This window comes from Actinomadura parmotrematis (assembly GCF_019458805.1).
GTDB lineage: Bacteria > Actinomycetota > Actinomycetes > Streptosporangiales > Streptosporangiaceae > Spirillospora > Spirillospora parmotrematis.
In genome coordinates this window covers 1-19,271 of the sequence record NZ_JAIBOA010000038.1, presented here as the reverse complement: position 1 = coordinate 19,271, position 19,271 = coordinate 1, and the positions used below count along the sequence as shown (strand labels likewise).

The 19,271-nt window shown below is 76.2% G+C and carries 17 protein-coding genes; 6 read left to right on the top strand and 11 right to left on the bottom strand.

Annotation, left to right across the window (positions count from 1 at the left end):
* Nucleotides 1-9: 9 nt before the first annotated feature.
* The 4 genes from K1Y72_RS35250 to K1Y72_RS35235 form a co-directional block, all read right to left on the bottom strand.
* Nucleotides 10-1,056: an acyl-CoA dehydrogenase family protein gene (locus K1Y72_RS35250; protein WP_220170889.1), complete on the bottom strand. Its 1,047-nt coding sequence runs from the start codon at nucleotides 1,054-1,056 to the stop codon at nucleotides 10-12.
* Nucleotides 1,053-2,246 carry an acyl-CoA dehydrogenase family protein gene (locus K1Y72_RS35245; RefSeq protein ID WP_220170888.1) on the bottom strand — a complete coding sequence of 398 codons (1,194 nt, stop codon included), beginning with the start codon at nucleotides 2,244-2,246 and terminating at the stop codon, nucleotides 1,053-1,055. Before K1Y72_RS35245 ends, K1Y72_RS35250 begins: the two co-directional genes overlap by 4 nt.
* A gap of 156 nt (nucleotides 2,247-2,402) precedes the next feature.
* The gene (locus K1Y72_RS35240) at nucleotides 2,403-3,278 is read right to left on the bottom strand and encodes a DNA-3-methyladenine glycosylase family protein (protein ID WP_220170887.1); all 876 of its coding nucleotides are present in this window, start codon (nucleotides 3,276-3,278) and stop codon (nucleotides 2,403-2,405) included.
* Entirely contained in the window at nucleotides 3,275-5,299 is a 2,025-nt protein-coding gene (locus tag K1Y72_RS35235) for a HelD family protein (RefSeq protein ID WP_220170886.1), read from the bottom strand. Before K1Y72_RS35235 ends, K1Y72_RS35240 begins: the two co-directional genes overlap by 4 nt.
* A 182-nt stretch (nucleotides 5,300-5,481) precedes the next feature.
* On the opposite strand from K1Y72_RS35235, the gene K1Y72_RS35230 reads away from it, so the two are divergent.
* Complete coding sequence (locus K1Y72_RS35230) at nucleotides 5,482-6,396, top strand: ATP-binding cassette domain-containing protein (protein WP_220170885.1); 915 nt, start codon at nucleotides 5,482-5,484, stop codon at nucleotides 6,394-6,396.
* Here K1Y72_RS35230 and K1Y72_RS35225 read toward each other — a convergent pair.
* Together K1Y72_RS35225 and K1Y72_RS35220 are read right to left on the bottom strand one after the other, a co-directional pair.
* Nucleotides 6,338-8,149, bottom strand: a complete 1,812-nt coding sequence (locus tag K1Y72_RS35225; protein WP_308287384.1) for a carboxyl transferase domain-containing protein — start codon at nucleotides 8,147-8,149, stop codon at nucleotides 6,338-6,340. The genes K1Y72_RS35230 and K1Y72_RS35225 overlap by 59 nt on opposite strands.
* Nucleotides 8,150-8,153: 4 nt before the next feature.
* The gene (locus K1Y72_RS35220) at nucleotides 8,154-8,960 is read right to left on the bottom strand and encodes a class I SAM-dependent methyltransferase (RefSeq protein WP_220170884.1); all 807 of its coding nucleotides are present in this window, start codon (nucleotides 8,958-8,960) and stop codon (nucleotides 8,154-8,156) included.
* A gap of 58 nt (nucleotides 8,961-9,018) precedes the next feature.
* Between K1Y72_RS35220 and K1Y72_RS35215 the strand changes: the two genes are divergently transcribed.
* From K1Y72_RS35215 to K1Y72_RS35200, 4 genes are all read left to right on the top strand, one after another.
* The gene (locus tag K1Y72_RS35215) at nucleotides 9,019-9,603 is read left to right on the top strand and encodes a TetR/AcrR family transcriptional regulator (protein ID WP_220170883.1); all 585 of its coding nucleotides are present in this window, start codon (nucleotides 9,019-9,021) and stop codon (nucleotides 9,601-9,603) included.
* A 137-nt stretch (nucleotides 9,604-9,740) separates the two neighbouring features.
* Nucleotides 9,741-11,249 carry an RtcB family protein gene (locus K1Y72_RS35210; protein WP_220170882.1) on the top strand — a complete coding sequence of 503 codons (1,509 nt, stop codon included), beginning with the start codon at nucleotides 9,741-9,743 and terminating at the stop codon, nucleotides 11,247-11,249.
* Nucleotides 11,250-11,317: 68 nt separating this feature from the next.
* Nucleotides 11,318-12,499: an acyl-CoA dehydrogenase family protein gene (locus tag K1Y72_RS35205; RefSeq protein WP_220170881.1), complete on the top strand. Its 1,182-nt coding sequence runs from the start codon at nucleotides 11,318-11,320 to the stop codon at nucleotides 12,497-12,499.
* Nucleotides 12,500-12,643: 144 nt separating this feature from the next.
* Nucleotides 12,644-13,096, top strand: coding sequence for an SRPBCC family protein (locus K1Y72_RS35200; protein ID WP_220170880.1), 453 nt, complete (start codon nucleotides 12,644-12,646; stop codon nucleotides 13,094-13,096).
* A gap of 19 nt (nucleotides 13,097-13,115) precedes the next feature.
* Here K1Y72_RS35200 and K1Y72_RS35195 read toward each other — a convergent pair whose 3' ends face one another.
* From K1Y72_RS35195 to K1Y72_RS35185, 3 genes are all read right to left on the bottom strand, one after another.
* On the bottom strand, nucleotides 13,116-13,946 hold the full coding sequence (locus tag K1Y72_RS35195) for an enoyl-CoA hydratase/isomerase family protein (protein ID WP_220170879.1): 831 nt from the start codon (nucleotides 13,944-13,946) through the stop codon (nucleotides 13,116-13,118).
* On the bottom strand, nucleotides 13,943-14,896 hold the full coding sequence (locus tag K1Y72_RS35190) for an alpha/beta hydrolase (RefSeq protein WP_220170878.1): 954 nt from the start codon (nucleotides 14,894-14,896) through the stop codon (nucleotides 13,943-13,945). The genes K1Y72_RS35195 and K1Y72_RS35190 overlap by 4 nt, the downstream gene beginning before the upstream one ends.
* Before the next feature lie 84 nt (nucleotides 14,897-14,980).
* Nucleotides 14,981-15,730: a gamma-glutamyl-gamma-aminobutyrate hydrolase family protein gene (locus tag K1Y72_RS35185; RefSeq protein WP_220170877.1), complete on the bottom strand. Its 750-nt coding sequence runs from the start codon at nucleotides 15,728-15,730 to the stop codon at nucleotides 14,981-14,983.
* Nucleotides 15,731-16,319: 589 nt separating this feature from the next.
* Here K1Y72_RS35185 and K1Y72_RS35180 point away from each other — a divergent pair.
* A complete protein-coding gene (locus K1Y72_RS35180) occupies nucleotides 16,320-17,531 on the top strand; it encodes a globin domain-containing protein (protein ID WP_220170876.1) in 1,212 nt (403 codons plus the stop codon).
* A gap of 21 nt (nucleotides 17,532-17,552) precedes the next feature.
* Here K1Y72_RS35180 and K1Y72_RS35175 read toward each other — a convergent pair whose 3' ends face one another.
* Nucleotides 17,553-18,365 carry a helix-turn-helix domain-containing protein gene (locus tag K1Y72_RS35175; RefSeq protein ID WP_220170904.1) on the bottom strand — a complete coding sequence of 271 codons (813 nt, stop codon included), beginning with the start codon at nucleotides 18,363-18,365 and terminating at the stop codon, nucleotides 17,553-17,555.
* A 67-nt stretch (nucleotides 18,366-18,432) separates the two neighbouring features.
* Nucleotides 18,433-19,173, bottom strand: a complete 741-nt coding sequence (locus tag K1Y72_RS35170; protein WP_258574579.1) for a dienelactone hydrolase family protein — start codon at nucleotides 19,171-19,173, stop codon at nucleotides 18,433-18,435.
* Between the last annotated feature and the right edge of the window lie 98 nt (nucleotides 19,174-19,271).

The window sequence follows — 19,271 nt, the reverse complement described above, 5'->3', positions numbered from 1 at the left end:
GGGGGGCGGTCAGGCGGGGGGAAGATCGACGAGTTCGGCGAGCGCCGCGCGGTGCCGGTCCGCCGACCCGAACGCCAGCGCGTCGCTCTTGGCGCGCTTGAGGTACAGGTGCGCGGGGTGCTCCCAGGTGAACCCGATGCCGCCGTGCATCTGCACGCACTCCTCGGCGGCGAGCACCGCGACCTCCGAGCAGTGCGCCTGCGCGACGGCGGCCGCGACGGGGGTGTCGGGGTCGCCGGCGGCCAGGCAGGACGCGGCGTGGCGGGCGACGGCGCGGGCCTGGGCGATCGCGGTCCACAGGTCGGCGAGCCGGTGCTTGAGGCCCTGGTAGGACCCGACCTGGCGGCCGAACTGGTAGCGCGTCTTGACGTAGGCGACGGTGACGTCGAGGCAGCGCTCGGCGAGGCCGAGCTGCTCGGAGGCCAGCATCGCGGCGCCCGCGGTGAGCGCGGCGTCCACCGCGTCCGGGCCGCCGATCCGCCGGCCGGGGGCGCCGTCGAAGCGGAGGTCGGCGAGGCGGCGCGTCATGTCCAGCGACACGACGGGGGTCCGGGCGGCGGCGCCCGCCTCGACGGCGTACAGGCCGTCGCCGGCGGGGACGAGGAGCGTGTCCGCGGCGAGTCCGCCGTCGACGCTGCGGACCTCGCCGGTCAGCCGCCCGCCCGCGTCGGCGACGGTGGGGGCGAAGCCGCGGGGGGCGGTGCTGAGCGGCACGGCGAGGACGGTAAGGCCCTCCCCCGGACCCTGCCCGGCGGCCAGCAGGGCGGCCGAAGCGAGCACGGCGCTGCCGAGGAACGGCACGGGCGCGACGGACCGGCCGAGCTCCTCCATGACCACGGCGGTCTCGCGCCAGGTGGCGCCCGCGCCGCCGGCCTCCTCGGGGAAGGGCAGCGCGGTCACGCCCATCTCCTCGAGCGCCCGCCAGAGCCCGGCGTCGAGGGGGTCGTCCTTCTCGGTGCCGGCGAGGACGCCCGTCCAGCCGGCCCTGTCGTCCAGGAGGCCGCGGACGCCGGCGCGCAGGTCGTTCTCGATCTCGGTGTAGAGCAGGTCGCTCACTTGGGCAGGTCCTTCCACGGCACGTCCTTGTCGACCCGGATCTCGCCCGGCAGGCCGAGCACCCGCTCGGCGATGATGTTGCGCAGGATCTCCGAGGTCCCGCCCTCGATGGAGTTGCCCTTGGCGCGCAGGTAGCGGTAGCCGGGCGAGCGGCGGGTGAAGTCGACCTCGGTCGGGCGGCGCATCGTCCAGTCGTCGTAGCGCAGGCCCTCGTCGGCGAGGATCTCCAGCTCCAGGCCGGAGATCGCCTGGTTCAGCCGCGCGAACGTCAGCTTGGCCGCCGAGCCCTCCGGGCCGGGCCGCCCGGCGGTGAGCTGCTGGCGCAGCCGGACGCCGGTGAGGCGGGCGGCCTCGGCCTCCACCCAGAGCCGCAGCAGGTCGCCGTGCAGGCCGGCGGTGCGCAGCTCGGGCCGGTCCCGCCACAGCCCGGCGACGACGCCGATCATCCCGCCCTCGCGGGGCCGGTCCTGGCCGCCGATGGCGACGCGCTCGTTCATCAGCGTCGTGGTGGCGACCCGCCACCCGTCGCCGACCTCGCCGAGGCGGTGCTCGTCGGGGATGCGCACGTCGGTGAGGAACACCTCGTTGAACTCGGCCTCGCCGGTGATCTGGCGGAGCGGCCGCACCTCGACGCCGGGCGCGGTCATGTCGCACACGAAGTAGGTCATGCCGCGGTGCTTGGGCACGCCGGGGTCGGTGCGGGTCACCAGGATCGCCCACCGCGCCTCGTGCGCCATGGACGTCCACACCTTCTGCCCGTTGACGACCCAGCCGTCGCCGTCGCGCACCGCGCGGGTGCCGAGCGCGGCGAGGTCGGACCCGGCGCCCGGCTCGCTGAACAGCTGGCACCAGATCTCCTCGCCCGTCCAGAGGGGGCGCAGGAAGCGGCGCTTCTGCTCCTCGGTGCCGAACGCCAGCACGGTCGGCGCGGCCATGCCGAGCCCGATGCCGTTGGCCTCGGGCTGGTTGGTGGGCGCCCCGGCGCGCGCGAAGCGCCGGTCGACGCCGGCCTGCAGGTGCCGGGGGGCGCCGAGGCCGCCGGCGCCCTCGGGGTAGTGCACCCAGGCGAGGCCCGCGTCGAAGCGGGCGCGCAGGAAGTCCAGGGGGGCGCCCGCCCCGGGGTCGTGATCGGCCAGGAAGGCGTCGATCCGCCCGTCCAGCTCCTCGGCGGTCGGCGGTGCTGCACTCACGGGACGGACCTCCGCACGGCTCGGGGCATACCAACCGGTCGGTATGACCGTTCCACCCTAGGAAGCGCCGCCGCCCCGGTCAACCGTCCCTGCGCCCGCTCCTACCAGCGCCCCGGCGGCACCGTGCCCGGCCACAACCGCCGGCCCCAGCGCGGCTCAGGACGCGGCGCGCAGGTAGTGCGCCCAGTAGCCCTGCCAGGGGCCGTAGCGGGCGCCCATGCGCTGGACCTGCTCCCGCGAGAGGGGCCGCCCGTACAGGCGCGAGGCGGCGTCGGCGAGCTGCTTCTCGTCGGGGGTCTCGTCGGTGCGGCCGAGGCCGCGCAGCAGGATGAAGGCGGCCGACCAGGCGCCGATGCCCGGCAGGGCGAGCAGGGCGTCCTTGGCCTCCTGGTAGGGGGCGTGGCGCAGGGCGTCCTCGTCGATGTCGAGCCAGCCGCGGACCATGCCGGCGACGTACTCGCCCTTGCGGCGATTGCGGACGAGCTCGGCGATCTCGCCGGGCTTCAGCGAGGCGAGCTGCTCGACGTCGGGGAAGGCGGTGTAGCGGGCGCCGTCCAGGGTCAGGGTGTCGGCGAAGGGCGTGGTGAGGGCGTTCTTCTCCCTCACCGCCACGGGCAGGGCCGTGCGCTGGGCGAGGATCGCCCATACCGCGTTCTCCAGCGGGGTGGCGAACTTGACCTGGTGGTAGCCGTGCAGCCGCTCCATGATCGGGGCGAAGTCGGGGTCGTTCGCGCCCAGGGCGTACAGGCCGGTGAGGTCGTCGTCCAGGGAGAACGCGAACGCCAGCCGGTCGGCGGCCGCGCGGACGGTGGACGCGGGCAGTTCGGGCCCGTGCAGGGTGCAGGTGAGCCCGCCGTCGGCCGGTGCCAGGACGGCGACGACGTTCCGGCCGTCCGCGCGCAGGGCCCGGGTCAGGGTGTCGCCCGCGACGCGCTGGGCGTCGTCGGCGGCCTTGAACCCGGCGGCGAAGCGCAGCGAGTGCCGCCAGGCGAACGGCGCGGTCGCGGGCAGCGCGACGGTCTCGGTCCTCACGGTGCCAGCTCCTCGGGCAGGTCGGCGCGGTGCAGGACGGTCAGGCTCGTCACCGCGCGGGTCAGCACGACGTACAGGCGGGCCAGCCCGCGCTCCTCGGCGGCGGCGATCGCGGCGGGCTCGGCGACGACGACGTGGTCGTACTCCAGGCCCTTGGCCAGCGTGGCCGGGACGACCAGCAGGCGCTCGTCGCCGCCGGAGTCGGCGCCGAGCACTCCGTGGGCGAGGCCCGCCGCGGTGAGCGCGTCGCTGCAGGCGGGCACGTCGGCGTCGGCGGTGATCAGGCCGATCGATCCCTGCAGGGACAGCTTCTCGGCCGCCGCCGGCGCCAGGGCGGCCGGGACGTCGTCCACGGCCCGCACGTCCAGGGAGCCGGCGCCCGCCCGCAGCGAGCGGGGCGCGGCGAGGCCGGGCGCCACGTGCGGCAGCAGGCGCGCCGCGAAGTCCAGGACGGGTCCGGGGACGCGGAAGCCGGTGGTCAGCTCGGTGACCTCGCCGTCCTGGCCGAGGTGGGCGAGGACCTCCTTCCAGGACGTCGCCGACCAGGGCGTCGTGCCCTGCGCCAGGTCGCCGAGGACGGTCGCCGATCCGGCGGCGCAGCGGCGGCCGAGGGCGCGCAGCTGCATCGCCGACAGGTCCTGCGCCTCGTCCACGACGAGGTGGCCGAGCGAGGGGGTGCGCTCCAGGAGGTCGCGCAGCTCGTCGAGGAGGGCCCGGTCGGCGGCGGTCCACTTGGCCGAGCGGTGCGAGCGGTAGGGCTTGGCCCACAGCAGCGCCGCCCGCTCCTCGCCGGTCAGGTCGTCCTTGGCGGCCGAGGCGAGGAAGGCGGCGTCCGACAGCAGGCGGAACAGCACCTGCTCGGCGGTGAGCTTCGGCCACACCTGGTCCAGGAGCCGTTTCACCGGCTGGGAGCGGGCGACCTGGTCCTGGACGCGGTCGTCGGGCGCGCCGCCGCGCTGCTCCATCTGGACGAGGATCCGGTGGGCGAGGCGCTGGGCGAGCATGGCGCGGCCGGCGCCGTAGCGGGTGGTGCCGCGCAGCGCGGCGACGGTCTCGCGGACCTCATGGTCGGCGAGCCGGAAGCGGGCCGCGCCGCGCGTGACCACCAGGCCCTCGGCCGGCTTGGCGAGATGCGCCCAGACGGCCCTGCGCAGCACCTCGCCCATCCGCGCCGAGCCCTTGAGGGCGGCGGTGCGGGCGTCCTCGGCGGCGGTCGGCTCCCCCAGCAGGTCGTCGATGGTGGCCTGGTCGACGCGGACCTCGCCGAGGGCGGGCAGCACCGAGGAGATGTAGGCGAGGAAGGCCCGGTTCGGGCCGACGATGAGGACGCCGCCGCGGGCCAGCCGCTCGCGGTGGGTGAACAGCAGGTAGGCGGCGCGGTGCAGGCCGACGGCGGTCTTGCCGGTGCCGGGCGCGCCCTGCACGCACACCGAGACCGGCAGGCCGGCGCGGACGATGGCGTCCTGCTCGGGTTGGATGGTGGCGACGATGTCGCGCATCGGCCCGCTGCGCGGCCGCTCGATCTCCTGGGTGAGGATGGCCGACGGGCCGAGCGCGCGGCCGTCCAGCGGCTCGTCCTCGAAGGCGGTCAGCTCCCCGCCCTGGAACCCGAACCGGCGGCGGCGCCGCCAGCCCATCGGCTCGGCGGGGCCGGCCTGGTAGAAGGCCCGCGAGACGGGCGCGCGCCAGTCGAGGACGAGGGGGCGGCCCCGCTCGCCGTCGTGGACGTGGCGGCGGCCGACGTAGACGGTCGCGGGCAGCTCGTCGTCCTCGCCCGGAACGGCGTCGCGGTCCAGGCGCCCGAAGAACAGCGGGGTGTCGGGGTGGTCGGCGAGGGCGGCGACGCGCTGGTCCAGCAGCGCCTCCAGGATCTGCCGCGACACCCAGTCGGCGGCGGTGTCGGCGGACAGGCCCTCCGCGTGCTCGCGCATGCGGCGCAGCGCGGCGCGCGACTCGGCGAGGTGGGCGCGTTCGGCTCGGAGGGCCTCCCGGTCGTCGTCGATCGGGGCTTCGGCGGGCATGGCGGCGGGACCTCCGGCGGGAAACAGGCGAAACCCATGAGCTTACCGTCCGGCGGCCCGTGCGGGCGGCCCGTTCGCGAGCACGCGGGCCGCCACCGGCGGGCCATTGCCCGCGCGGGGCGGGCTCAGTATCGTGTGGGGCCGTAGTGACCTGCGTCACATCGGCCACCTGGGGAGGTGGGATGCGCCCCCGTGCCCGCACCGGACCCTACCGGCGGATCACGCTCGCGCTGCTCGGCAGCGCCACGGCCTGCGCCACGCTCGGGCTGCGGGCCCGGCCGGGCCTCGGCCGGCACGGCCCCGAGGGCGGCGCGGGCCTGCGGGCCGACGGCGTGACGGTGCGGTTCGGCGATGTCGTGGCGGTGCGCGGCGCGGCGCTGGAGGCGCCCGCAGGCGCGGTCACCGGGCTGGTCGGGCCCGCTGGCGCGGGCAAGAGCACCCTGCTCGACGCCCTGTCGGGCCTGCGGCGCGCCGAGGCGGGCCGGGTCCGGCTCGGCGACGGCGACCTCACCGGCCGGGCCGCCGCGCGGGCGCGCCGCGGCCTCGGCCGCACCTTCGAGCGGCCGGTCGCCTTCGGCGGCCTCACCGTCCGCGAGAACGTCCAGGTCGCCGCCGAGATCCACGCCATGACGCGGCCGGTCGCCGGGCGCGGCCCGCGCGACCGGCGGCGCCGCCGCCGGGCGGCCCGCCGCGACGCCGGGAGCGTCGCCGACGCCCTGCTCGCCCGCGTCGGGATCGCCGAGTACGCGGGGCGGCGGGCGGCCGGGCTGCCGCCGGGGCCGGCGCGGCTGCTGGAGCTCGCGCGGGCGCTGGCGGCGCGGCCGAGCGTCCTGCTGCTGGACGAGCCGTTCGCCGGGCTGCCCGAGGCGGCGTCGCGGTCGCTGGAGGTGCTGCTGCGCGACCTGGCGGCCGAGGGCCTCGCCGTCGTGGTCGCCGCGCCCGAGGTGGAGCCGGTGCTCGGCGTCTGCGACACCCTCTACCTGCTGGACGCCGGGCGGGTGACGGCGTCGGGGCCGCCGCTGGAGGTCGCCCGGCGCGTCACCAGGTGTCGATCCAGCGGTGCGGCCGGTCCGCCGCAGCGGCCCGCGCGGGCATGACCCCCGAGATCCAGCGCCGGGTGTCGGCGGGGTCGATGACGTCGTCGAGCTCGAACGCCGACGCGGCGTTCAGCGCCTTGCCGTGCTCGTAGGCGAGCGCGACCATGCCGTCGAACATCGCCTCGGGGTCGTCGGCCTCGGCCAGCTCCTTGCGGAAGCCGAGGCGGACCGCACCCTCCAGGCCCATCCCGCCGATCTCGCCGGTCGGCCAGGCGACGGTCGCGAGCGGCGCCTTGAAGCCGCCGCCCGCCATCGCCTGCGCGCCGAGCCCATAGCCCTTGCGCAGCACGACGGTGACGAGCGGGACGCGCAGGTTCGCGCCGACGACGAACAGGCGGCTGAAGTGCCGCACCGTCGCGGTCCGCTCGGCGTCGGGCCCGACCATGAAGCCGGGGGTGTCGCAGAGCGAGACGACCGGGAAGCCGTGCGCGTCGCACAGCTGCAGGAAGCGGGCCGCCTTGTCGGCGGCGTCGCGGTCGATCGCGCCGCCGAGGTGGGCGGGGCTGTTGGCGAGGAGCCCGTAGGGGCGGCCCTCGATCCGCACCAGCGCGGTGACGATCCCGGCGCCGAACCCGGCGCGCAGCTCCAGCACCGACCCGGTGTCGGCGAGCGTGGAGACGGCCTCGCGCACGTCGTAGGGGCGGCGCCGGTTCTCGGGGACGACGTGCCGCAGCGCCCGCTGGTCGGCGCACTCCCAGGCGTCCGCCGGCCCCGCGAAGTACGACAGGTACGCCTTGGCCGCGGCGACGGCGGCGGCCTCGTCCTCGACCACCACGTCCACGACGCCGTTGGCGGCCTGCACCTCGACCGGGCCGATGTCCTCGGGCGCGAACGCGCCGAGCCCGCCGCCCTCGATCATCGCGGGGCCGCCCATGCCGATGTTGGCGCCGCGGGTGGCGATGACGACGTCGCAGCAGCCGAGCAGGGCGGCGTTGCCGGCGAAGCAGCGGCCGTTGGCGATCCCGACGGTGGGGACGCGGCCGCTCAGCCGCCCCATCGCGTGGAAGCTGGTGACGTCCAGACCGGACACGGTCGTGGTGTCGGTGTCGCCGGGGCGGCCGCCGCCGCCCTCGGCGAACAGCACCAGCGGCAGCCGCTCGCGGTGCGCCAGGTCCAGCATCCGGTCGGTCTTGCGGTGGTTCTGGTAGCCCTGGGTGCCGGCGAGGACGGTGTAGTCGTAGGACACGACGGCGCAGCGCAGCCCGTCCACCTCGCCGACGCCGCACACCATGCCGTCGCCGGGGGTCCGCTCGATCAGCTCCTCGACGGGGCGGCGGCGCCGCTGCGCGGCGATGGCGAGCGCGCCGTACTCGGCGAAGGTGCCCTCGTCGACCAGGTCGGCGACGTTCTCGCGGGCGGTGCGGTGGCCGCGCGCGTGGCGCTTGGCGACGGCCTCGGGGCGGGCGGCGTCCAGGCCGACCTCGTGGCGGCGGCGCACCTCGTCCAGGTCGGCGCGGGGCGCGTCCGGGTCCGCGAGGGCTTCGGGCGGGCCGCTTCCCCGCCCCGCCTCGGCGGGATCGAGGGCCACGAGCACGTCGCCGAGCGCGACGGTGTCCTCGGCCGCCACCCGCACCTCGCGGACGACGCCCGCCGCCTCGGCCTTGACGACGTGCTCCATCTTCATCGCCTCCAGCACGACCAGCGAGGCGCCCGCCTCGACCCGGTCTCCGGGGGCGACGCGCACCAGCACGACGGTGCCCTGCATCGGCGCGGTCACCTGCCGCGCCGGCCCGCTCGACGTATGTCCGCTCACGGGGTCAGACCCTAGGACGCGACGCCCGCAGCGAGTACATCAGGGGCACCCGGGGCCGCCCGGCGGGCTGCCGGTACACCCTGCCGTCGCGCTCCAGGGCGGCGAAGCGCGGGAACAGGGTGTGGTCGTGCTCGTGCAGGAACTCCACGCGGAGGCCCGCCGCCGCGACGGCCGACACGACGTCGCCGACGCCGTGCCGGAACTCGACCGACCGGGTGTGGGCGAAGGAGGCCCCGAGGTCGGCGTAGGTGCCGTCCTCGTCCCACTCCTGCGGCGAGCGGTCGAAGTAGTCGTAAGCGACGGTGGTGCCGGTCGCGTCGTCCAGCACGTCGCCGACCGGGTGGAACTCGCTGAGGTGCAGGAACCCGCCGGGCTCCAGCAGGGACGCGACGACGGCCGCCCAGCGGTCCAGGTCCGGCAGCCAGTTGAGCGCGCCGAGGCCGGTGTAGACGATGTCGTAGCGGGCGCCGAGGGCGGCGGGGGCGTCGTAGACGTCGGCGGTGACGAACCGGGCGTCGATCCCGGCCTCGGCGGCGATGCCGCGCGCCGCGTCGATCGCGGGGGCGGAGAAGTCCAGGCCGGCGACGCGGGCGCCGCGCCGCGCCCAGTCCAGGGTGTCCAGCCCGATGTGGCACTGCAGGTGCGCCAGCGACCGCCCGGTCACGTCGCCGACCTCGGCGACCTCGAAGTCGCGCAGCTCCGGCCGCCCGGCCAGGAACCCGGCGACGTCGTAGAATTCGCCGGCGACGTGCACCGGGACGCGCTCGTCCCACATCGGCCGGTTGACCGCGCGGTAGTCGGATCCGTCCATCCGCCGATGATAATGAAGGGGCCGCCGACCGACCGATCGACCACCGGGAGACCCACTGATGAGCACGCCGGGCCGCTCCGTGCGCGAGGCCCTGCTGGACGCGGCGGCCGACCAGCTCGTCCGGCGCGGCTACCGGGGGGTGCGGATGCGCGACGTCGCGGCCGCCGCCGGGGTGAGCCGGCAGACGGTCTACAACGAGTTCGGCGACAAGTGGGGGCTCGCGCAGGCCGTCGTCATGCGCGACAACGACCGCTACCTCGACGGCATCGACCGGGTGCTGACCGAGCACCGCGACGACCTGTACGCCGCGGTCGTCGCGGCCGTGCGGTTCACCCTGGAGCTGTCCGCCGACGACCCGATCAAGAAGATGGTGCTGACCGGCGCGGGCGGCGAGGAGCTGCTGCCGCTGCTCACCACGCAGGCCGAGCCGGTGCTGTTCACCGCCAGCGCCCGCATCGTCGAGCACGCCCTCGCGCAGTGGCCCGACCTGGACCCCGCCGCGTTCGCCGAGATCGCCGACGCCGCGGTCCGGCTCACCATGAGCCACCTGATGCTGCCCGACGGGCCGCCCGAGCGCGTCGCGCATCTGGTGGCGCGCGTGGTGAGCCGCTACCTCGCCCTCCCGGGCACGCCCGCGCGCTGAAAAAACCGCTGGCCCCGGCGCGGGCGCCGCGCTACGTTCGCCTTCCTCCTCGCGGCTGCTGAACCGCAGGCACCACGGCGGGCCCTCCGGCCCGGCCGTCCTCCCGCCCTCCCTTCCCGGCAGCCCGAAGGATTCCCGTGCACCGTCAAGACCACCGGCTGGAACGCCTGGACGACCACTGGCTCCGCCTCCCCAACCCCTGGGACGTGCCCGCGCTGGTCTGCGCGGGGACCGACGTCCCGCTCGAACCGGCGGCCGTCGACGAGGCGCTCGCCCTCCTGGAGACCGCCGCCTCCCTGGAGGCGCTGTCGGCGGCGACCGGCGGGCCGCCCGCCCGCATCACCCGCCTGGCGCTCACCCCCGACTTCCACAAGGGCGCCGGGATCCCCATCGGCACCGTGATCGAGACCGAGCACGCCCTGCTGCCCCAGGCGGTCGGCAACGACGTCAACTGCGGGATGCGGCTGGAGGTCACCACCCTCACCGCCGACGACGTCCGCCCCCGCCTGCCCGCCCTGGAGCGCAGGCTGCGGCACCTGTTCTTCGAGGGTGGGCGCCGCATCGCGCTGTCCCCCGCGCAGCGCGAGGCGCTGCTGCGCGACGGCGTCCCCGGCCTGTTGCTCACCGGCGCCGCGCCCTGGGCCGGCCTCGGCGACCGCGACGCCGACGACAGCCTGGACCGCGTGCACGCCCCGGCCTTCCCCACCGGGACGGCCGAGGCGTTCGCCGACTGGATCGGCAGCGCCGGCGCCACCCGCCACGAGGCCACCCACGACAGCGTCATCGGCGGGATCGGCGGTGGCAACCACTTCGTGGAGCTGCAGTACGTGGCGCGGGTCCACGACCCGGCCGCCGCGCACGCTTTCGGGCTGGCGCCCGGCACGGTCGTCCTGATGGCGCACAGCGGGTCGCTGTCGCTCGGGCACCAGGCCAACGGCACCGCGCGCGACCTGCTGCGCGCGACCTGGCCGGCAGGGCTGCCGCGGCCCGCCAACGGCGTCCTGCCGTTCCTGCTGGACGAGCGGACGGCGCCCGCGCGCCGCCGCTACCTGGACGCCTTCGGCAACGCCGCCAACTTCGCGGCCGGGAACCGGTTCTTCCTGGCGCTCACCATGCGCGCCGGGCTCGCCGCCGAATGCGGCGACCTGGAGGCGCGCCTCCTCTACGACGCCCCGCACAACCTGTTCTGGCCGGACGGCGACCGCGTCGTGCACCGCAAGGGCGCCACCCCGGCGGGCGGGCACGCCGCGGTGCGGGGCGGCCCCTACGCGCCCTGGGGCGAGCCGGTGATCGTCCCCGGGTCGATGGGGGCGGCGAGCTACGTCCTGCGCGGCCACGGCGACCCGCGGACGCTGGCGAGCGCCTGCCACGGCGCCGGGCGGCGGGTGCCCCGCGGGGCGGCCGCTCGGGGCGGCGACGCCGAGCTGGACGCCTTCCTGGCGGAGTTCCGGGTGGTGACGCCGCTGGACCACCGCGACCCGGTCGTGGCGCGGCGCGGCGACGTCATGGCCGCCTGGCGGCGCGACCTGAATCAGGAGGCGCCCTGGGCCTACAAGGACGTCGGCCCGGTCGTCGAGAGCCTGCGTGCGGGCGGCGTCGCCGCGCCCGTCGCCGAGCTGCGGCCGCTCCTCACCGTCAAGGGGTGAGCCGATGTCAGTGCGCGCTTACTGAAGGCGGTAGCGTGGCCGGGCAACATCGTTGTGAGGAGGCGCGGATGGACTTCGACCTGCCGGAGAGCGCCCTCGCGGTGCGCGAGGGCGTGACGGCGATCGCCCGGAGGTACGACCAGGAGTACTGGAGCCGGTGCGACGCCGACAAGCGCTGGCCCGAGGAGGTCTGGCGCGAGCTGGTGGACGGCGGCTGGCACAGCCTGGCGATCCCCGAGGAGCACGGCGGCGCCGGGCAGGGGCTGCTGGAGCTCGCCGTCGCCCTGGAGGCGCTGGCCGCGGGCGGCGCGGGCGGCGCCGCCTCGTTCATGTACCTGCTCACCCCGGCGTTCGGCGGCCTCACCATCGCCCGCCACGGCACGCCCGAGCAGCGGGCCGAGTTCCTGCCGCGCATCGTCACCGGCGAGATCGAGACCTGCTTCGCCATCACCGAGCCCGACGCCGGCAGCAACGCGATCAACATCGCCACGCACGCCCGCCGCGACGGCGACGGCTTCCTGGTCTCGGGCCAGAAGATCTGGATCTCGGGCGTGGAGCGCGCCGACTTCCTGGTGCTGGTCGCCCGGACCGTCCCGGCGGCCGAGGCCAGGCCGCGCACCAGCGGCTTCACGGTGCTGCTGGTGGACGTCAAGGACGCCGTCGCGCAGGGCACCCTCACCTACCAGCCGATCCCCAAGCTCGGCACCAACACCGTCGCCTCCAGCACCGTGTTCCTCGACGAGGTCCGCGTCCCCGCGGACCGCGTCCTCGGCGAGGTCGGCCGGGGCTTCGCGGTGCTGTGGGACATCCTCAACCCCGAGCGGATCCTGGCCGCCGCGAGCGGCGTCGGGTTCGGCGAGCTGGTGCTCGGCATCGCCTGCGACTACGCCCGCGAGCGGGCCCCGTTCGGCACGCCGATCGGCGCCAACCAGGCGGTCGCCTTCCCGCTCGCCCGCATCAAGGCGCAGGTCGAGCTGGCCCGCCTCATGACCTACAAGGCCGCCTGGCTGTGGGACCGCGGGCGGCCGTGCGGCTCGGAGGCCAACGTCGCCAAGCTGACCGCCGCCGACGCCGCCTGGCAGGCCGCCGACCGGGCGTTCCAGACGCACGGCGGCATGGCCTACTCGCTGGAGTACCCGGTGGCGCGGATGTTCCGCGACGCGCGGATCGCCAAGAACATCCCGGTGGCCGAGGAGCTGGTCCTCGCCCACATCGCCCAGCACGAGCTGGGCCTGCCCCGCTCCTACTAGCGCGGCGGGGGCCGGCGGCGCGCCCGCCGGCCCGGCGGGGCGCGGGCGCGCCGCCGCGTCCATGATCGGCGGGTGTTGCCCCGATCACGTCCGGGCACGCAGCATGGAGGGGTCGATCCACCCCTCGACGCCGAGGAGCCGCCCATGACCACCGCCGCCCGCACCGGCCCCCGCCCGTACGCCAGCGCCGTCCTGAACGCCTCCGCCGACGAGGTGTGGGCCTACCTGCGCGACTTCGGCAACCTGGCCGAGTGGACGCCCGGGGGCCGCACCGCGGTCATCGAGGACGGCGGCCCGGCCGACCGCGTCGGCTGCGTGCGGCGCGTCATCGGCCCCGGCGACACGGTGTTCCGCGAGCGCCTCACCGGCCTGGACGACGCGGCCCGCAGCTACTCCTACGCGGTGCTGGAGTGCCCGCTGCCGATCAGCGGCGCGCACGGCACGCTGCGGGTGTCGCCGGCGGCCGGCGGGCGGGCGCTCGTCGAGTGGTCCGGCGGGTTCTCCGCCGACCCCGCCGACGAGGAGGCCATGACCAAGACGCTGACCCACGCCCTCTACGGCACCGGCCTGGCGGCCCTGCGCAGGCGCTTCGGGTAGGGCCGCCGCCGGGCGGCCGTCAGCCGAAGCGGGGCGCGCGCTTCTCGCGCAGCGCCGCCACGCCCTCGCGCGCGTCGGGACCGGCGAAGCCGAGGAACTCCATCGCCAGGGAGGCGTCGAACGCCGGTCCGGCCATGCGCAGCCAGTTGTTGAGGGCGCGCTTGGTGTACCGGATCGCCTCGGGGGCGCCCGCGGCCAGCCGGACGGCGACGTCCAGCGCCCGCGCGTGCACCTCCTCGTCGTCCACGCACAGGCTGACCAGGCCGATGCGCTCGGCCTCCTCGCCCGTCAGCGCCTCGCAGAGCAGCAGGTGGTACTTGGCCTTGGCCATGCCGCACAGCAGCGGCCAGACGATGGCGGCGTGGTCGCCGGCGGCGACGCCGAGCCGGGTGTGCCCGTCGATGATGCGCGCCGAGCGGGCCGCCACCGACACGTCGGCGAGCAGCGCGACGGCGAGGCCGGCGCCGACCGCCGGTCCCTGGATCGCGCTCACCACCGGCTTGTCGCAGTCGACGACGTTCATCACGATGTCGCGGGCCTCGCGCATGATGCGGGCGCGCGCGGCGTGGTCGTCGAGCATCCCCTCGATCATCGCCAGGTCGCCGCCCGCCGAGAAGGCGGCGCCCTCGCCGCGCACCAGGACCGCGCGGACGGCGTCGTCGGCGCCGGCGTCCCGCCAGATCTCCGCGAGCTCGCCGTGCCCCTCGGCGTCCACCGCGTTCAGCCGGCCGGGGGCCGACAGCGTCACCCGCAGCACCCGCGGCGCCGCCCAGTCGATCTTCAACCGGCGGTACCGCGCGTAGCGCTCCAGCCCGTCCCCGTTCGTACCGCCGCCCGCCGTCTCCGTCATGCCGCCGTGCCCTCCCGCGCGATCGCGTCCTCGAATGCCGCGCGCAATCGTGCCACGGCGTACCGCTGCGCCTCGGCACCGGCGTCGAAGAGCTCGGGCATGAGGAAGAAGGAGTGCACCACGCCGGGGAAGCGGCGCAACTCCACCGGCACGCCCTCCTCGGCGAGCCGCCGCGCGTACGCCTCGCTCTCGTCGCGCAGGATGTCGCACTCGGCGGTGATGACGGTGGCCGGGGCGACGCCGGCCAGGTCGGGGGCGCGCAGCGGCGCGAGGCGCGGGTCGGCGGGGTCGGCGCCGCCGACGTACAGGTCCATGAAGCGCGCCATCGACGCGGCGTCCAGGCCGTAGCCCGCGCCGAACTCCGACCAGCTCGGGGTGTCGCGGGCGGTGTCGGTGACGGGGTAGACGAGGAGCTGGTGGGCGAGGGCGAGGCCCTCGTCGCGCGCGGTGAGGGCGCAGCCGGCCGCCAGGTTGCCGCCGGCGCTGTCGCCGCCGACGGCGAGCGCGCCGGGCCGCGCCCCGTAGCGGCCGGGGCGGGCGGCGGCGTCGGACACGACGGCCCAGGCGTCGTCGGCCGCCGCGGGGAAGGGGTGCTCGGGGGCCAGCCGGTAGCCGACGTTCAGCACGGCGCAGCCGGCGCCGTGCGCGAGGGCGCGGCAGGTGTCGTCGGTGTTGGCGATGCCGCCGAGCACCCAGCCGCCGCCGTGCAGGTACACCAGCAGCGGCAGCGGCCCCGCCTCGGGCGGCAGCGGCCGGTACAGCCGGACCGGCACCGGGCCGCCGGGCCCGGCCACCTCCAGGTCGCGGACCTGCGGCAGCTCCAGCCGGTCCACCGGGAAGACCGCGTCGACCTGCTCGCGCATCTCGGCGATGGAGGGGTCGGGCCCGTCCAGCGCGGTGAGCGCGCGCAGCTCCTCCAGGTAGCGCGCGGTCTGCGGGTCGAGCGTCATGCGGCGGCCTCCGGCGGGACGGGCGGGCGGTTCCCCCGAGCGGTTCCCCGCCCGCGGCCGCTCAACCCCGCGCGGCGGCCCCGCTCAGCGGCCCGCGGCCTCGGCGACCAGGGCCTCGAACAGGCGGCGGTCGTCGCCCTCCTCGGGGTGCCACTGCACGGCGAGGCCGAACGGGTGCCCCTGCAGCTCGGCCGCCTCGACCACCTGGTCGTCGGCCCAGGCGACGGGCACGAGGCCCTCGCCGAGCCGCGCGACGGCCTGGTGGTGGTAGGTCGGGACGTCGGCCGCGTCCCCCATGATCTTGCCGATGGCGCTGGTCGCGCTGATCTGCACCCGGTGCGCACCGACCCGGCCGATCGCCGGGCGGTGCCGCTCGTGGCCGACGGCGGCCGGCAGGTCCTGGACGAGGGTGCCGCCGAGCGCCACGTTGAGGACCTGCAGCCCGCGGCAGATCGCCAGGAACGGCAGCCCCGCGTCGATCACCGCGCGGACGAGGGCCAGCTCGTAGCGGTCGCGCTGGGGCTGCGGCGGGCCGGTCTCGGGGTCGCGGGCGGCCCCGTAGAGCTGGGGGTCGACGTCGGCGCCGCCGGCGATCACGATGCCGTCCAGCCGGGACACCACCGTGTCCAGGCCGCGGAGGCCCGCCGTCGGCGGCAGCAGCACCGGGACGCCGCCGGCGCGCTCGACCATGCGCAGGTAGGGGGCGGGGAGCAGGGCCGCCTCGCGCACCCAGGCCCCCCAGCGGGCCGGTTCGAGATAGGTCGTCACGCCGATCAGCGGAGCGCTGTCGGAGCGGGCCGGCGGGCCGGCCGCCCCCTCGGTCGCCTCCGGCATACCGTTCTCCCCTCCGCGCGCACCGGCCCCGGGAGGCCCGCGGCGCGCACCACCACGTCGCCTTCGCCAGGTCATCATGGCGCATCGGGCGGAACGGCCGCCCGTCCCGCCCCTCTTCTCGTACCGGCCAGCCTGCCGCATACCCGTGCATCTCGCAGGCCGAAGCCGGGACATCGCGCAAAGTCACCCGCGGGCGGGCGGCGGGAGACCGGCTCGCGAGATCGGCGCGAAAGTTGAGGATCCTCCCCCACCGGACGGCCGCCGATCCCCACCTTCCACCCGCCGGTCAAGAATAAAAAACCAATACTGTCAGGGCCCATCCGGCACCCATTCACAGAGACGATCATCCCCCCTTCTCCGCGATCGATGAATACCGATCAGTATCCTTCTCCTGAAATCGGACGTTTCCGATTACCGAGAATGACAGCTTAGTCACTCTTCGCAAGGAGGACCCCGCCTTGCGGCGTATCGGTTGAGTAGCTGCGACTTCGGGTGCGAGAATCTCACCCAGCCGGGCACCCGAGGGCGCCTGAAGACACCGGGGAACCCCGGAGCCGGGCGTCCGGACCATGGGGGGCGAGCGCTGCAAATGTCCTTGGAACGCCGCAACGTCAAAGAGGATTCCACCCACATCGAAATGCTGGACGGCAAGGCCGCCGCCTATTTCTACGGCCGGCTGTTCGCGGCGAACCCGCGCCTTCGGGCGATGTTCCCGCCCGCCATGGACGCCCAGCGCGACCGGCTCTTCCAGGCCCTGACGAAGATCGTCTCCGACCGGGACGGCGCGCCGGCCCGGGCCGCCTACTTCGGGCAGCTCGGCCGCGACCACCGCAAGTACGGCGTGCGGGCCGAGCACTACCCCGCCGTCGGCGAGGCGCTCGTCGCGACGCTGCGCCGGTTCTCCGGCGACGCCTGGACGCCCGAGGCCGAGACCGCCTGGACGGCCGCCTACGCCGAGGCCGCCCGCCTCATGACCGAGGCCGCCGAGGCCGCCGCCGAGCAGGGACCGCCCTGGTGGGTCGCCGAGGTCCTCGACCACGACCGGCGCGGCCCCGACCTCGCCGTGCTCACGCTGCGCCCCGACGCGCCGCTGCCGTTCGCCGCCGGCCAGTACGTCACCGTGCAGACCGCGCGCTGGCCCCGGGTCTGGCGCCCCTACTCGGTCGCCAACGCCCCGCGCGCCGACGGCACCGTCCGCCTGCACGTGCGGGCGCTGCCCGGCGGCTGGGTCAGCGGCGCGCTCGTGCGCCACACCGGCCCCGGCGACGCCGTGCTGCTCGGCCCGCCCCGGGGCGGCATGCGCCTCGACCCGGACTCCGACCGACCCCTGCTGCTCGTCGCGGGCGGCACCGGCCTCGCACCCCTGAAGGCCCTCGCCGAGCAGGCGACGATGTCGGGCCGGCCGCGCGAGGTCCACCTGCTCGTCGGCGCCCGCACCGAGGCCGACCTGTACGACCTGCCCGAACTGCGGTTGCTGGAGGCCGCCTGCCCGACGCTGCGGGTCGTCCCCGTCCTCTCCGGGCCCCCTCGGACCGGCGCCTCCCACGGCGCCCTGCCCGAGGCCCTCGAACGCTTCGGCGGCCCGGACGACCACGACGTCTACATCAGCGGGCCCGAGGAGATGATCCGGACCGTCGCGATCGCGCTGCGCCGCCTCGGCGTCCCGCCCGACCGCGTCCACCACGACCTGCTGGACACCGGTACCTCTGCCACCGGCACCCCGACCGGCTGCCCCGTCCACGAGACGGCCGGCGCGGCCGCCTCCTCGCGGGCGCCCGCCGGGCAAGCGGTCCCCTGGTAGCCGCCCCGCGGGCGGGCCGCGTCACCCCGCGGCCCGCCTCCGCAGGAACTCCTTCGTCACCGCGTCGGCCGGATAGAACGACTCGATCGCCAGCTCGGCGAGCGTGATGTCCACCGGCGTCCCGAACGTCGCGATGGTGCTGAAGAACGACAGCTCCCGGCCCTCCCGCCGGAACCGCAGCGGCACCAGCACCTCGCCGCCGCCCGGCGGCGCGAACGCCTCCCCCGCCGGGCCCGCGTCCGGGTAGTCGCGCAGCTCCCGGTGCAGGTCGGCGAGCGCGGGATCGGCGGTGAGCGCCACATGGCGGCGCACCCGGTCGATCATGTGGGCGCGCCACTCGGCGAGGTTGACGATGTCGCGCGCCATCCCGTCCGGGTGCATGCTGAGCCGCAGCACGTTCACCGGCGGCTCCAGCAGCGCGGGCGCCGCGCCCTCCATGAACAACCCGGCGGCCGCGTTGCCGTCGACGAGGTTCCAGAAGCGGTCCACCACGACCGCCGGATACGGCTCGTGGCCCTCCAGGATCTGCCGGAGCGCCCCGCGCACCGCGTCCATCCGCGGCTCGGCCATCCCCGTCTCGGCGTACACCGGCGCGTACCCGGCGGCCACGAGCAGCAGGTTGCGGTCGCGCAGCGGCACCTGGAGGTGCTCGGCGAGGCGCAGCACCATGTCGCGGCTCGGCGCCGACCGCCCCGTCTCCACGAAGCTGAGGTGCCGCGTCGAGACATCGGCGTCCGAGGCGAGCTCCAGCTGGCTGAGCCGCCGCCGCTGCCGCCAGGCCCGGAGCTGCTCGCCCACCGGGCGGACGTCGCCGAGCGAGACCGCGGTCGTCATCGTCGTCACGGGCGTGACGCTACCGGTGGCCGCGGCCGCCCGGCGATGACGCCGGAGGTAACGGCCCTCACCCGTCCGATGGCGATTCCTCGGCGGGGGCGGCCAGATGCCGGTCGAAGAAGGCGAAGATGCGCTCCCACTCCGCCGGCGCGTCCGCCCGCCCCTTCCCGAGCCCGAGGGCCACCTTGGCCGCGACGCCGAGCGGGGCGGGCGCCTTGGAGTCGGTGAGGAAGCTGTGCCCCGCGTCCGGATACTCCTTGACGTCGTGCACGACGCCCGCCTCGTCGAGCGCCCGCTCCAGCTCGGCGGCGGCGCCCCGCAGCGTCAGGTCCTTGCCGCCGAAGCTCGCGACGATGGGGCAGGCGCCCTTCAGCACCTCGGCCACATCGCCGCGCGGCAGCAGCGCGTAGTTGGCCGAGGCCGCCTGGAAGTCGTAGCGGGCGGCGGCGACGAGCGCGAAGCCGCCGCCGAGGCAGAACCCGACGACCCCGACGCGGCCGGTGGAGTCGCCGCGCCCGGCGACCCAGGCGCGGGCCGCCTCGATGAAGTCGTAGGACGGCCCCCGCCGGGCGAACATGTCGCTCACGGCCTTGCGGGCGCAGCGCACCCACGGCCCGCCGTCGTACAGGTCGGGCAGCACCGCCAGGTAGCCCTGGGCGGCGAACCGGTCGGCCTGGGCGCGCATGTCCGCGTTGGCGCCGAACGCCTCGAACACGACGACCACGCCGGGCCACGGCCCCTCCCCCTCCGGGACGGCCAGATAAGCGGGCCGTTCCCGGCCCGCCACGGGAATGCTGACGTCAGGCATCCCCCCACCCCCCCCCCCCCCCCCCCCCCCCCCCCCCCCCCCCCCCCCCCCCCCCCCCCCCGCCCCTCCCCCCCCCCCCCCCCCCCCCGGGGGCCCCC